Here is a 14,033-nt window from a genome sequence, read left to right as displayed (position 1 = left end):
GAAGTAATTACAAAAGTTACACACTAATAGCAGATATATTTTAATAACTGACGTATAATGTCGCGGTTTATTTAGGTGTGCATTGCAGGAGGTTTTAAATGCAGGCGTTATTAATGCCCGTGATCACCGTTGATGGCCCAAGTGGTTCAGGTAAAGGAACTGTTTGTCGCTTGTTAGCCGACAAGTTAGGGTGGGATGTATTAGATAGCGGTGCGATTTATCGCGTTTTATCTTTAGCTGCACTTCATCACCAAATTGCATTAGACAATGAAGAAGGGCTTGTCCCTCTTGCTGCAAATTTAGATGTGCAGTTTTTGGTAGATAGCCAAACTAATGCAGGAAAAGTTATTTTAGAAGGCGAAGATGTAACTACTACTATTCGTAATGAAGAAGTAGGCGCTGCAGCATCAAAAGTTGCAGCATTACCTCGCGTTCGTGAAGCGTTATTACGTCGCCAGCGTGCATTTCGCACTGAAAACGGCTTAATTGCCGATGGCCGTGATATGGGCACTGTGGTTTTTCAAGATGCGCCGTTAAAAATATATTTAACAGCAAGTGCAGAAGAGCGTGCTCGTAGACGCTTTGTTGAGTTGAATACGCGCGGTCTTGATGTTACACTAAGTGGTCTATTACAGGACATTCAAGCTCGTGACGAGCGCGATATGAATCGTGCCGTTGCTCCGCTTGTACCTGCAGATGATGCTATTGAGCTTGATACTAGCGAACTCAATGCACAGCAAGTGTTTGATAAGGTAATGACTTTATTCGATATTGCAATCTCTGAAGGTAAGCTTCCTAAACGAAGCTAAACACATTTTATGCGCCAGCAGGATGCCAGTGCTATTTTAACAACCCCATGCAGCATGGTTGCTTATTGGTATTAATATATGAGACGTATATTCGTATGTCAGAAAATTTTGCGCAGTTATTTGAAGAAAGCTTAAAGGGTTTTGAAGCAGAGCAAGGCTCTATCGTTAAAGGTACAGTAATCTCTATCGAGAATAACATTGTACTTGTAGATGCTGGTCTTAAATCAGAAAGTGCTATCCCTGCTGAGCAGTTCAAAAATGCTGCTGGTGAACTTGAAGTTGCTGTAGGCGACGAAGTAGATGTTGCACTAGATGCAATTGAAGACGGTTTCGGTGAAACTATTCTTTCTCGTGAGAAAGCTAAGCGTCACGAAGCATGGATCCGTCTTGAGAAAGCATGTGAAGAGCAAGAGACTGTTACTGGTGTTATCAACGGTAAAGTTAAAGGCGGTTTCACAGTTGAAGTTGATTCAATCCGTGCTTTCCTACCTGGTTCACTTGTTGATGTTCGTCCAGTACGTGACACAACTCACCTTGAAGGCAAAGAGCTTGAATTTAAAGTAATCAAGCTTGACCAAAAACGTAACAACGTTGTTGTTTCACGTCGTGCAGTTATCGAATCTGAAAACTCACAAGAACGTGAAGAGCTTCTTGCTAACCTTGTTGAAGGCCAAGAAGTTAAAGGTATCGTTAAGAACCTTACTGACTACGGTGCATTCGTTGACCTTGGTGGTGTTGATGGTCTACTACACATTACTGATATGGCTTGGAAGCGTGTTAAGCACCCTTCAGAAATCGTTAATGTTGGCGACGAAATCGCAGTTAAAGTTCTAAAATTCGACAAAGATAAAACTCGTGTATCTCTAGGCCTTAAACAGCTTGGTGAAGATCCATGGGCAGCTATCGCTGGTCGTTACCCAGAAGGTTCTAAACTTTCTGGTCGTGTTACTAACCTTACAGATTACGGCTGTTTCGTGGAAATCGAAGAAGGCGTTGAAGGTTTAGTACACGTTTCTGAAATGGATTGGACTAACAAAAACATCCATCCTTCAAAAGTTGTTAGCTTAGGCGACACTGTTGAAGTTATGGTTTTAGAAATTGACGAAGAACGTCGTCGTATTTCTCTTGGTCTTAAGCAATGTATTGCTAATCCTTGGCAGGAATTTGCTCGTCTACAAAACAAAGGCGATCAAGTTACTGGTAAGATCAAATCAATCACTGACTTCGGTATCTTTATCGGTCTTGACGGTGGTATTGACGGTCTTGTACACCTTTCAGACATTTCTTGGAATACACCTGGCGAAGAAGCTGTACGTGAATTCAAGAAAGGCGACGAAATCACTGCTATCGTATTGCAAGTTGACCCAGAGCGTGAACGTATCTCTCTAGGTGTTAAGCAAATCGAAGCTGACCCATTCAATAACTACCTTGATGCAAACAAAAAAGGTGCTATTGTTAAAGGTAAAGTGACTGAAGTTGATGCGAAAGGCGCAACTGTTGAACTTATCGAAGGCGTTGAAGGTTACATCCGTGTAGCTGATATCGCTCAAGAACGCGTTGAAGATGCAACTACTGTTGTTTCTGTAGGCGACGAGATTGAAGTTAAATACGTTGGTGTTGATCGTAAGAACCGCACTTTAAGCTTATCTGTAAAAGCTCTTTTCGAAGCAGAAGAGAAAGAAGTACTAGAGAAGCTTAAGAAAGAAGAGCCAGTGTTTGAAAACGCAATGGCAGCTGCTTTCGCAAATGCACAAAAAGACTAATATATAATTAGTTTTTAGTTGGAAGGGCATTTTTTGCCCTTCCTATATCTCTTTTTAAGGAAACACTATGACTAAGTCAGAACTGATAGAAACACTTGCGGAACAACACGCACACGTTCCAGTGAAAGATGTTGAGAATGCTGTAAAAGAAATTCTTGAACAAATGGCCGGCTCATTATCTACTTCAGATCGTATTGAGATCAGAGGTTTTGGTAGTTTCTCTTTGCATTTCCGCGCTCCTCGCACAGGTCGTAATCCTAAGACTGGCGATACAGTTGAGCTTGAAGGAAAGCATGTACCTCATTTTAAACCAGGCAAAGAATTACGCGACCGCGTAAATGAAAGCATTGCCTAGTTAACTTAGTGGAGTAGTTACTTGTTCAAGGTACTAAAAATTATTCTGGTTGCGCTATGCCTTATCAGTGCATTTGTATTAGGGTCACAAAACCCACAGTTAGTACAAATAAATTATATTATAGCCAGTAATACTCTACCTTTAGCTGTAATAATAAGTATCTGCTTTTTATTAGGTGTTTTAGTGGGTTGTTTTATTAGCTTTAAATTGTTTTCACAATTAAAGTGGCAAAACTACCGCTTAAAAAAGCAATTAGCGCCTGAAAAAGATAAAAAAAAGCTTGCCGCGAATAAAGACACCTAACTATGATTGAGCTTTTGTTTTTACTATTACCTGTTGCCGCCGGTTACGGCTGGATTATGGGTAAAAACAGTGCTAAAAACCAAGCTCATCAACTAAATCGTCAGATCACTTCTGAATACAGCAAAGGCTTAAAGTTTCTACTCGACAGAGAAGAAGACCAAGGCTTAGAGCACTTGATTAATTTGCTTGAAGTTTCAGCTGACTCTGTTGAACACTATTCTACACTTGCCACCATGTTTCGCCGTAGAGGTGAATTAGACCGCGCAATTAAAATTCATGAACTTCTATTAAAACACCCAGGCTTAAATGAACAACAAGCTGCAACTAGCCGTTTAGAACTTGCCGAAGATTATATAATGGCTGGTCTACTAGATAGTGCAGAAGAGCACTTAGTTTGGTTAGTTAAGTCTGGCCATGTAGAAGCACTAGATCCTATTATTACTTTATATTCGCAAACCCGTGAATGGGAAAAAGGCATCAACATGTTTGAAGCCCACAGCGAACTATTTTCAAAAGAACAACAATTTAAAGCGATTGCTAATTTTTATTGTGAATCAGCTTTAAGTGATAACACACCCCAACTAATGAGAAAAGCGATTAGCTTAAATTATAAAGCCGTACGTCCGCTTTACGAGTTAGGATTAGTTGCTTACGCGAAAGAAGATTACGTTAAAGCTATTTATTACTGGCGTGAGCTTGTATCACAATTCACTTTGTTTGCGCCGTTGTTTATTGATGAGCTAGCTCACAGCTATAAACAATTAAATTTAACGCATCAATTTCATGAATTAGTCAGTGACTTGTTAGAAAAGGGCGGTGTATTAATTAAAATAAAACATTGCCAAGCATTGCTTGAGCAAGGACACACTAAACAAGCCTTTGAATTTCTAACTGATAGCTTAAAACGTCAACCTACTATTCGTGGTTTCAGTTTTTTACTGCAATTAATGGGTGACCAAAATAAAAATACTAAAGAAGTACTTAATGAAATTGATAAGCTTGTAACCTCTTATATTGCTACAAAACCTGATTTCCAATGTCAGCATTGCGGTTTTACAAGCTACACCATATATTGGAATTGCCCTTCTTGTAAGCATTGGGAAACCATTGTTCCAAGTCGAGGCTTAGACGGATTTTAATAACCCCTTAAATGATATCGGATTTAACTATGATAATTTTAGCAAATTAAACTGAGAGTTTACTGGGTTGGAATTTTTTGATGTTGTGTCTATATAAATTTCTCTACACCTTCTCTCAAATTACCAGCTAGCACTATTGCATTAAATCTACTTATACAATTACTTTATATCAATTCGCTTAATTAAGTGGTCTGTTTTGAGGTAAGAAAACTGTGTCGATAACAAGGCAAAAAATTTTTAATATTATTGTTCTATATAAGAAATTTTTAACGCAGTTAGCGTCAGATTTGGTCCTCAAATTGATTAAGTATTATTGCGGATTGGTATTATAGCCATACATTAGGATAGTCATGTCTTTCGAACACTCAAAAAAAATTCTTATAGCATTAGATTACGATGATCAAGAGGTTGCTTTAAACTTTGTTAAACAACTTTCTCCTGATACATGCCGTCTTAAAGTAGGCAAAGAGATGTTTACTTATTTTGGACCTGCATTTGTTAAAGAGTTAATTGATTTAGGTTTTGATGTTTTTCTAGATTTAAAATTTCATGACATCCCTAATACAGTAGCTAAAGCTGTTACTGCAGCTGCGAAAATGGGTGTGTGGATGGTAAACGTTCATGCTTCTGGTGGTTTTGAAATGATGAGCAAAGCTAAATCGGCTCTAGAACAATTTGGCGATAAAGCGCCATTACTTATCGCGGTTACTGTATTAACAAGCATGGATGAAACAGAACTAAAGCGTTTAGGCGTTGATAAATCTGCTCAAGAGCAAGTTATATATTTAGCTAAGCTTGCAAAGGAAGCAGGGCTTGATGGCGTTGTGTGTTCTGCACAAGAAGCAAAAGCTTTAAAAGCAGAGTTAGGTGAGAACTTTAAACTTGTAACACCAGGTATACGTCCTGAAGGCAGTGATGCTGGCGATCAAAAGCGTATTATGACTCCTAAGCAAGCAATAGATGCAGGAAGTGATTATTTAGTTATAGGCCGACCTATTACTCAGGCGGATGATCCCGTAAAAGTGCTTAGTGATGTTAATAGGTCTATAGAATAATTTAACAAAAAGCAGCAATATAGTGCTAAAAGCCCTTACCTCATGTGTATTTTATGTTACATTATTAGGATTGAAATGTAGTAGGGGTTTGTTTTGAAGTTATTATTAGGTTTTATAATTATTATTGTTGCGGGTTTTTCAGTAAATAAAAATCTTTTTTCTAATAAAGCATATGATGATGTTACATCAGTAACAGATATAATCACGAATTACCCTGTCAATATGTTCGATTTTAAACAAACAATGCAAGATTATGCACACCACCTATGTTACAAAAATGAGGATACACTTACATCTCAGCATATAACAGTAACTGATTGCATATCTAAGCTTGATGATAAAAAAATAGAATGCGAAAAGAAGGTTTTTCGTTTGGCACCGCTTAACCTAGAGTCAAAAGGTGAAGTGCTTGATTATTCAAGGCAATATACGCAATGTACATTGCCTTATAAGTATATTTTAGGTTAATTACAAACAGATAATATTAGTAATTACAGCCTATTATTTATAATTAAGATCTTAAGCGAATGGATTTCGCTTCAATATCTATCAATTCTTGTTTGAATAATCCACCAATTGCTTTTTTATAGTTAGCTTTACTAGTAGAAAACATCTTTTTTATTGCTTCAGGTTCAGACTTATCACCTAATGGGATAACACCACCTTCATTTTTTAGTTTTTGCATAATAGTTTCACCAAGGTCACTTACTTTTCCCATACCTGGCTTTTCTAATACAACATCAATTTTTCCATCTTCACGTACTTTTTGAATGAAGCCTTTAAGCTTTTGACCCACAAATAGGCTTTTAAATACCATATTGTAAAAAACAACACCGAAATGCGATTCTTCAATTAATACCTTGTAGCCAATATCTGTTTTGCCAGCAACAATTAAATCCACTTCTTGTAAGTGAGTATATTGTGGCTCATCTTTAGATAGGAAGCGATTAAAGTTGTTTGATGCACAAATACGTTGGCTTGCATTATCAAGGTACAGACGAACTAAATATGAGTGACCTTCTTGCATGCGTGGTTTTTGTTCGTTAAACGGGGTTAGTACATCTTTCTCAAGACCCCAATCTAAAAATGCACCAATACTATTAATTTCTTTAACGCGAAGCAGGGCATATTCACCTACTTGTGCGTGTGGCTTTTTAGTTGTGGCAGTTGCTAAGTTAGCGTTGTCTAAAAAGATAAATACACTAATGCTATCGCCCGCTTCAAGCTCATGTTTAATTTCTTGTTTTGGTAAAAACACTTCACCTAAATCATGACCATCTAAGTAAGCACCTTCGTTACTCACTTCTTTTACAAATAATGTTTGTGTGGTTCCTAGGTAACTCATAATAATTCCTGCTCAGTCTTTTTTTTACGGCGCATTGGTGTATCGCCATCAATGTTCATTGGTGCTTTAATTGGTGCTGTTGGCTTTTTAGGTTTGGCTTTGCGTTTAAATACAGGCTTTTTAACAGCGGCGGATTTTTCTTTAGATTTATCCCACGTTGCCTCAGGCTTTTTATCTTTTAAACCTTTAAACTTAGCTTTTAAGCCCTCTACGCTCGCAAATTTTAACTCATCATTTAAAAATGCTTTAATAGCTAAGTAACTTGCCCAATCTTTTGGGCCAACTAATGAAATTGCGTTACCTTTAAAGCCAGCTCGTCCTGTACGACCTATGCGGTGTACATACTCTTCAGCGTGTTTTGGTAAATCAAAGTTAATAACATGCGTTACACTTAGTAAATCTAAACCACGAGATGCAACATCGGTGGTGATTAATATTTTAAAGTTTTCGCGACTAAACGAATCCATTATATCTAAACGTTTATTTTGTGTTAAATCACCAGCAAGCGCTACAGACTTGAAGCCTTTAGCATTAAGCGCTTCACTCAAGCGACTCGTGTCAGAACGTGTTGCTGTGAAGATAATGCATTGACCAACATCATCTTGATTCAAAAAGTGCTCTAATAGCGCTTCTTTGTGATCAAGGTGATCGGCTAGATATAAAGTTTGTTTAATATCGCTATGTTGCTCGTTCGCTGCACTTAGCGTAATTTGCTTTGGTTTTTTTAATAGGTTACGTGATAGAGCATCTACTTGAGCATGGTCAAGTGTTGCAGAAAACAATAACGTTTGACGTAAACGGTGATTAGCTTGCTCGTTAATCATTTTTAACTGCTCGGTAAAGCCTAAATCTAAAATACGATCGGCTTCATCAAAAATAAGCAGTTCTAGTCCACTCAATTGTAATGAACGTTTTGTAATGTGATCAGCTAAACGCCCTGGTGTAGCAACTACGAATTGTGGGTCGTTTCTAAGTGCTTTTATTTGGTCATTAAAGTTTTCGCCACCAAGTATTTTTACGGCCTTAATGGCTGTGCCTGCAATTAATAAACGCAGCTGAGTAAATACTTGCGTAGCAAGCTCACGAGTAGGAGCAACAATAAGTACACGAGGATCGCGTTTACTGAGTGCTTTTTGTTTCATAACCCTTTGTACAGCAGGTAATAAAAACGCCAAGGTTTTGCCCGACCCAGTTTTAGACTGGGCGAAAATGTCATGCCCTGCAAGTGCGGTAGGCACTGCATGCGCTTGAATATCGGTGGGCTGGGTGATCCCTTGATGTGCTAGTTGTGTTTCAAGGCGTGTATCAATCCCAAGATCAGTAAACTGCAATGTGTGTTTCTCCAAAATGAGCAAATTAAGTCTATAAATTTATCAGCGCATTATAGCTTACACAGATAGGTCGCTAACAGTAAAAACCAATCTATAGCGCTATTTTTTGCAATTAAACTAAAAAAGCGTAAAATACGCGCCCCATATGCGCCGGATTTACGATTCGGTAAACGCCAATACTGGCTAATAAGGCAAAATAGGAAATATAATGACTGTTGTTCATAAAGATAATGTAACGGGCGATCACTTTGTAGTATGTGCGCTGTATAAATTTGTTGGTTTACCTGAATTTGAAGCTATCCGTAAGCCGTTGCTTGAAGTGATGGAAGCAAATGAAGTACGCGGTACTTTACTACTCGCTGCCGAAGGTATAAACGGCACTGTTTCTGCAAAACGTGAAGGGATAGACAACTTATTAGCATGGCTTGATGAGCAACCAAATTTAAAAAACATCGTAACAAAAGAATCTTACGATGATGAATGCCCGTTTTACCGCACTAAAGTAAAACTAAAAAAAGAAATTGTAACGATGGGCGTTGAAGGCGTAGATCCGCTTAAAGTTGTGGGTAGCTATGTAAAGCCAAATGAGTGGAACGCACTTATATCTGACCCAGAAGTAATTTTAATTGATACACGTAATGATTACGAAATTGAAATTGGTACATTTCAAAATGCAGTCGATCCAAATACTAAAACTTTTCGCGAATTTCCACAGTGGGCTAAAGAAAACTTAGACCCTGAAAAACATAAAAAAGTAGCGATGTTTTGTACAGGTGGTATCCGCTGCGAAAAATCGACGGCCTACATGAAAGAGCAAGGTTTTGACGAAGTTTATCATCTTGAAGGCGGCATTTTAAAATATCTAGAAGAAGTGCCAAAAGAAGAAACCATGTGGGAAGGCGAATGTTTTGTATTTGATAATCGCGTTGCGGTTGATCACGACTTACAAAAGGGCTCTTATGATCAATGCCACGCGTGCCGTATGCCAATTACAGAAGACGAAAAGTTAAAGCCTGAATACATGGAAGGTGTATCTTGTCATCATTGTATTGAAGAAGTGACAGACGAGCAACGGACACGTTTTGCGGAGCGCCAAAAGCAAATAGAATTAGCGCAAGCCCGTGGCGAAGGCCATATTGGTAATGAGGCTCAAGCTGTTTTACAGCAACGTAAAGAAGCCAAAAAAGCCCAAAAAGACGCTCAGCGCGGTAAATAAATTTTTACAATAAGTATTATATTTAAAGAGTCTATTTAGGCTCTTTTTTTGTGCCCAAAATTGTGCAGTAATTGTTTTCACACTCCGATGATAGTGTTAATCTGCAAAACATATTTAGTCATTTTAATGCGCATACAGGAAGGGATTTATGCAAGCCGAACAAGTTGAAATCGCACAATTTTTAGCACAACATCCTCCTTTTGATGACTTACCTCAAAAAGCGCTTAATGAGCTAGCTCAACAAGTAGAAGTTGCTTATTTTAGAGCAAAAACAGACATTTTAAGTTTTGGACAAGACATATCTGATTTGTATGTGATTAGAAGTGGTTCTGTAGAAATGTATCGCCGAAATGGTGAGCTATACAATCGTTTGGCCATCGCAGGAATATTTGGTCAAATGGGTTTATTGATGAACCGTAAGGTGCGTTTTCCTGCAACGGCTCTTGAAGATACGTTAGTTTATTGTATAAATGTCGAGCTATTTAATCGTTACTGTGATGAGTTTGATGCGTTTGCTGATTACTTTGAAACAGATGGTAACGTGCGTTTACATCAAGCTATTGTTGAACAAGCTGATGGCAATGACCTTACAACCGCTAAAGTAAAATCATTAATTCACAGAGATGTAGTCACCGTAGATGCAACATCTACAATACAAGATATCGCTAAATTAATGACCGAAGAGGCGGTATCGTCAGTTTTGGTAACCGATGTAAATAAACCAATAAACGACGATCCTGAGGAAGATGATGGACAAGTCGTTGGCATAATAACCGATAGGGATTTACGCTCAAAAGTAGTGGCTAAAGGGCTTGATTTTAACACACAAGCAAAAGAGATTATGTCTACTAACTTAGTGCTTTTAGATGCTAATGACTATATTTTTGAAGCGGTACTGGCCATGCTCAGAGATAATCTCCATCATTTACCCGTAGTACAAAAAAGACGTCCTATAGGAGTTATCTCGCTCTCTGATATTTTACGTTACGAATCGCAAAGCAGCTTATTACTTGTACGCGGCATACTTGCTCAACAAACAATTGAGGATTTAGCGCATTATGCACGCCAATTACCCAATGTATTTGTCCGTATGGTTAACGAAGATGCAAATTCACACATGATTGGTACTGCCATGGCCGTTATCGGACGTACTTTTAAACAAAGATTACTTGTATTAGCTGAGGAAAAGTTTGGTCCACCTCCCGTTCCTTATTGTTTTATTGCACTGGGCTCCATGGCTCGCGACGAGCAACTTATTGTAACTGATCAAGATAACGCACTAATTTTAGATGACAGTTACGACGATGAAAAACATAACGCATACTTTCAAAATATTGCCGATTTTGTGTGTGATGGCTTAGCGCAGTGTGGTTACACTTATTGTGATGGCGAAATAATGGCGTCGTTTAAAAAATGGCGTAAAACTCGCTCAGAGTGGTTCGATCAATTTGCTGATTGGATAGCCCAGCCAAAACCACAAGCACTGCTTAATAGCTCTATATTTTTTGATTTAGACGGTGTGTGGGGCAAAACCAAGTGGGCCGACGAGCTTAAAATATTTATAGCGAAACAAAGTAAAGTGAATCGTATATTTCTAGCAAATATGGCTGCAAATGCTCGAAATAGAACACCACCGCTTGGCTTTTTTAAAGGCTTTGTTATGGAGCATAACGGCCAACATAAGCGTTCAATGAACTTAAAACGAAGAGGTACTGCACCACTTTCTGATGTTATACGCGTACACGCATTAGCTATTGGTTCGCGTAAACAAAACTCGTTTGAGCGATTAGAAGATATTATTGAAGCTAAGCTATTACCGCAGGGTAAAGCGCAAGATTTACGTGATTCACTTGAGTATATTGCCATGATGCGAATTCGCCATCAAGCGTGGCAAATAGAGAAGGGCGAAGAGCCTGATAACGACTTAGACCCACATTTACTGTCTCCTTTTGAGCAACGAAACTTGAAAGAGGCATTCGCTATTTTAGAAAAAGCACAAAGCTATTTAAAATTTAGCTACACAGCAAACTCTGGTGTGAAGTAGCCTATGAATCCGCGTAATTACAAAGCAGTTGATTGGCAAGCTAGATACAACGAGCTTGCCAACAGCACCGAAAATAAACTTCTAAAACACTTTTATGCAGGTGCTTATAACCAAGATAAAGCCGCAGTAGAAGATGTGCCTTTTGTAGCAATGGACTTTGAAACAACAGGTTTAAATAGCCAGAACGACGATATAGTGAGTGTTGGCTTAGTGCCGTTTAATTTAAAGCGTATTTATTGCAAACACAGTCGGCATTGGGTTGTTCAACCAAGACGTAACCTGCATGAAGAATCTATTTTAATTCATGGAATAACGCACTCTGAGGTGGATGACGCACCTGACTTTAACCGAATTATTGAGCCTTTACTTGAAGCGCTAAGTGGTAAAGTTGTCGTGGTGCATTACGCTGCAATAGAGCGCCATTTTTTAAATAATGCGTTATTACTGAGGCTTAAAGAAGGTATTGAGTTTGCACTTGTTGATACAATGGAGCTAGAAAAAAGAGCACTAAAAGCAAGGCAGGGAGTATTAGGTCGATTGTTTAACACAAAACTAGGATCGCTCAGATTAACAGATTGCCGCGAGCGTTACTCATTACCTCCATATAATAACCATAATGCTTTAACGGATGCGCTTGCTACAGCCGAGCTTCTACAAGCGCAACTGAGTCATCATTACCGTGTAGATACTCCAATTTCAGAGTTGTGGGTATAATACCAATACGCAATGATACTTTAATCGTTTTTGGAGTTAAACCTGACGCTAGCTGCGTTAAAAATCTCTCATTTAGAATAACTAAATAACTAAATAACTAAATAACTAAATTTTGCCTTACTATCGACACGATTTTCCTGCCACAAAATAGATCACTTTATTGAGCGAATTGGTATGATTTTAAATAGTTAAACAAAAAAACGCCGCAAAAATTGCGGCGCTTTTGTTACTAAGTAAAAGTGTTACTTATTAAAAGTATTATTTAATTGAGCGAGGCTCAGTTCGTAAACCTAAAACTAAGCTTAAACACATAAATAACAATACAATAGTGAAGGGTAATCCTGCTGATACAGAGCCAGCTTGAAGTGCTTGAATCGCTTCAGTCCCGCCTATCCAAAGTAATGCAGCGGCTACTGCACCTTGAGTCACAGCCCAAAAAATACGCTGTGGTACTGGAGCATCAATTTTGCCACCGGCAGTGATTGAATCAATTACCAAAGAACCAGAGTCCGATGAAGTAATAAAGAAAACCAATACTAAAATAATTGCTACAAATGATAAAATGTTCGCCATAGGTAATGCATCAAACATTTGGAACATAGCTAAAGGTACTTCAGTTAGGCCATTAGCACCTAGTTCACCTACACCGTTGATTACCTGATCAATTGCAATTCCGCCGTATATAGACATCCATAAAATAGTAACAGCAGTAGGAACAAGCAATACCGCAATTAAGAATTCACGAATTGTACGACCACGTGATACACGCGCGATAAACATACCTACGAACGGTGACCAAGAAATCCACCATGCCCAATAAGATACAGTCCACCCGTGCATCCAAGTTTCATCTTCACGACCATGAGGATTACTTAGTGGGATGATATTTTCTATATACCCCATAACAGTAGTTGGGATATTACCTACAGAAACAGCAAAGCCTACTAAAAAAACAAAGATAAGCAAAACTAAGGCGATTAGCATATTGGCATTACTAAGTACTTTAACGCCGCCATCAATCCCTCGAATTACAGAAACAATAGCTAAAAGTGAAACACCTATAATGACTAAAATTTGTGAACCAACTCCGCCTGAGGTACCAAATACATGGTCTATACCTGCAGAAGCTTGCTGTGCCCCAAGTCCTAAAGAAGTAGCAAGACCAAACAGGGTTGCAAGCACGGCTAAAATATCGATAAGGTGACCTGGCCAGCCCCATGCTCTATCACCTAAAATAGGATAAAAGATAGAACGAATAGACAGTGGCAAGCCTTTATTATAAGTAAAAAATGCAAGCGAAAGCCCTACAACGGCATAAATAGCCCACGGGTGAAGGCCCCAGTGAAACATAGTCGCACCCATTGCTACTTTTGCCGCCTCGGGTGTATTAGGTGTTACATTCAGTGGTGTTTCAAACCAGCCTGTATAATAAGCAAGTGGTTCAGCAACGCCCCAAAACATTAAGCCAATACCCATTCCCGCAGCAAATAACATAGCTAACCATGAGATACGTGAATGAGTCGGTTTAGCATCATCACCACCTAAACGAATGTTACCGTAAGGTGAAACAATAAGCGCTAAACAAAAAACAACGAAAAAATTAGCAGCCCACATAAATAAGGCGTCAAAGTTATTGATAATATCTGTTTTTATACCATCAAGAGCAGATTTAGCCGTTTGTGGATCGGTAACAAGAATGGCGATTAAAAAAATGACAATCAGTCCGGCACTTATGCCGAAAACAGAGTTATGTATATCAAGCCCCCATTTTTGTACGTTGTCTTGACCTACAGTGTAGTCTGTACTGTCAATACTATATTTGTCATGATTTTCCTTCATGCAATACCTCTTTAGTTGTCCTAACAAGCCAAAATAAATTCGGCGTTATATCGAATTACATTAGCCTTTAAATATTAAGTAAATGTAATACCATAATTATTTGAAGACTAACTAATTTGA

13 protein-coding genes are annotated in these 14,033 nt (G+C 38.4%); 10 read left to right on the top strand and 3 right to left on the bottom strand.

Translation table 11 applies throughout. The features are described 5' to 3' along the window. Nucleotides 1-98 precede the first annotated feature (98 nt). From cmk to GQR45_RS10055, 7 genes are all read left to right on the top strand, one after another. A complete protein-coding gene (gene cmk / locus GQR45_RS10085; RefSeq protein WP_165725808.1) occupies nucleotides 99-809 on the top strand; it encodes a (d)CMP kinase in 711 nt (236 codons plus the stop codon). 95 nt (nucleotides 810-904) lie between these two features. Continuing rightward, the gene (gene rpsA, locus GQR45_RS10080; protein WP_002961176.1) at nucleotides 905-2,572 is read left to right on the top strand and encodes a 30S ribosomal protein S1; all 1,668 of its coding nucleotides are present in this window, start codon (nucleotides 905-907) and stop codon (nucleotides 2,570-2,572) included. 67 nt (nucleotides 2,573-2,639) lie between these two features. Continuing rightward, a complete protein-coding gene (gene ihfB / locus GQR45_RS10075) occupies nucleotides 2,640-2,927 on the top strand; it encodes an integration host factor subunit beta (protein ID WP_007583054.1) in 288 nt (95 codons plus the stop codon). 21 nt (nucleotides 2,928-2,948) lie between these two features. Then, entirely contained in the window at nucleotides 2,949-3,230 is a 282-nt protein-coding gene (locus tag GQR45_RS10070) for a LapA family protein (RefSeq protein WP_007583056.1), read from the top strand. A 2-nt stretch (nucleotides 3,231-3,232) separates the two neighbouring features. Next, a complete protein-coding gene (gene lapB / locus GQR45_RS10065; protein WP_165725807.1) occupies nucleotides 3,233-4,369 on the top strand; it encodes a lipopolysaccharide assembly protein LapB in 1,137 nt (378 codons plus the stop codon). Nucleotides 4,370-4,719: 350 nt separating this feature from the next. Continuing rightward, nucleotides 4,720-5,424 (top strand): orotidine-5'-phosphate decarboxylase, encoded by a 705-nt coding sequence (pyrF, locus tag GQR45_RS10060; RefSeq protein ID WP_165725806.1) that lies wholly within the window; start codon nucleotides 4,720-4,722, stop codon nucleotides 5,422-5,424. Between the two features lie 93 nt (nucleotides 5,425-5,517). Beyond that, nucleotides 5,518-5,892 carry a hypothetical protein gene (locus GQR45_RS10055; protein WP_007583062.1) on the top strand — a complete coding sequence of 125 codons (375 nt, stop codon included), beginning with the start codon at nucleotides 5,518-5,520 and terminating at the stop codon, nucleotides 5,890-5,892. 43 nt (nucleotides 5,893-5,935) lie between these two features. Here GQR45_RS10055 and GQR45_RS10050 read toward each other — a convergent pair whose 3' ends face one another. Then, complete coding sequence (locus tag GQR45_RS10050) at nucleotides 5,936-6,769, bottom strand: S1-like domain-containing RNA-binding protein (RefSeq protein WP_024590152.1); 834 nt, start codon at nucleotides 6,767-6,769, stop codon at nucleotides 5,936-5,938. Further along, the gene (locus GQR45_RS10045) at nucleotides 6,766-8,100 is read right to left on the bottom strand and encodes a DEAD/DEAH box helicase (RefSeq protein ID WP_165725805.1); all 1,335 of its coding nucleotides are present in this window, start codon (nucleotides 8,098-8,100) and stop codon (nucleotides 6,766-6,768) included. The genes GQR45_RS10050 and GQR45_RS10045 overlap by 4 nt, the downstream gene beginning before the upstream one ends. Before the next feature lie 208 nt (nucleotides 8,101-8,308). Between GQR45_RS10045 and GQR45_RS10040 the strand changes: the two genes are divergently transcribed. The 3 genes from GQR45_RS10040 (at nucleotide 8,309) to GQR45_RS10030 (ending at nucleotide 12,074) form a co-directional block, all read left to right on the top strand. Then, on the top strand, nucleotides 8,309-9,316 hold the full coding sequence (locus GQR45_RS10040; protein WP_007583069.1) for a rhodanese-related sulfurtransferase: 1,008 nt from the start codon (nucleotides 8,309-8,311) through the stop codon (nucleotides 9,314-9,316). A gap of 148 nt (nucleotides 9,317-9,464) precedes the next feature. Beyond that, complete coding sequence (locus GQR45_RS10035) at nucleotides 9,465-11,360, top strand: DUF294 nucleotidyltransferase-like domain-containing protein (protein ID WP_007583071.1); 1,896 nt, start codon at nucleotides 9,465-9,467, stop codon at nucleotides 11,358-11,360. Between the two features lie 3 nt (nucleotides 11,361-11,363). Beyond that, nucleotides 11,364-12,074, top strand: a complete 711-nt coding sequence (locus tag GQR45_RS10030; protein ID WP_165725804.1) for a 3'-5' exonuclease — start codon at nucleotides 11,364-11,366, stop codon at nucleotides 12,072-12,074. Between the two features lie 258 nt (nucleotides 12,075-12,332). On the opposite strand, the gene GQR45_RS10025 is transcribed toward GQR45_RS10030, so the two are convergent. Further along, complete coding sequence (locus GQR45_RS10025; RefSeq protein ID WP_007583074.1) at nucleotides 12,333-13,913, bottom strand: BCCT family transporter; 1,581 nt, start codon at nucleotides 13,911-13,913, stop codon at nucleotides 12,333-12,335. Nucleotides 13,914-14,033: the final 120 nt, after the last annotated feature.

The sequence above is a fragment of the Pseudoalteromonas sp. SA25 genome (assembly GCF_011378705.1).
Taxonomy (GTDB): Bacteria; Pseudomonadota; Gammaproteobacteria; order Enterobacterales; family Alteromonadaceae; genus Pseudoalteromonas; species Pseudoalteromonas arctica.
Note: the sequence above shows the minus strand (reverse complement) of the source record. Positions and strands in the feature narration are given on the sequence as shown.